This window comes from Pseudoalteromonas sp. MER144-MNA-CIBAN-0113, from assembly GCF_040308965.1.
Taxonomy (GTDB): domain Bacteria; phylum Pseudomonadota; class Gammaproteobacteria; order Enterobacterales; family Alteromonadaceae; genus Pseudoalteromonas; species Pseudoalteromonas tetraodonis.
In genome coordinates this window covers 1-371 of sequence record NZ_JBEOOG010000224.1, presented here as the reverse complement: position 1 = coordinate 371, position 371 = coordinate 1, and the positions used below count along the sequence as shown (strand labels likewise).

General features: G+C 36.9%; 1 pseudogene. It reads left to right on the top strand.

Annotated elements, in window-relative coordinates:
* A pseudogene (locus tag AAEY57_RS19480) lies at positions 1–371 on the top strand (carbon starvation CstA family protein); the annotation flags it as partial.

Here is a 371-nt window from a genome sequence, read left to right as displayed (position 1 = left end):
GCGCTGTACACGACTTCTTCTCAGGTGTAATGAGTATAAAAGAAGACGGTAAAAGCCTACCAGAAATCGCAGGCCATTATTACAACGTCGTATTTAAAGGCTTTATGCTTGTATTTACTGCCATGCTACTGTTTTTTGTAGGTGTAGTATTTATTATGAGCCCTGCAGGTTTGCTAAGTAACCTTGATTTCTTTGAAGGTACAATACTGGCAAATAATACCTTTTGGGTACTCGCTATTTTAGCGTATTACTTTTTAGCTACCTTGCTACCAATTGATAAAATCATTACTAAGTTTTACCCAATTTTTGGTGCGCTAATGATTGTAATGACAGTGGCAATTGCTATTTCATTACTTATTAATGCGCCGCAC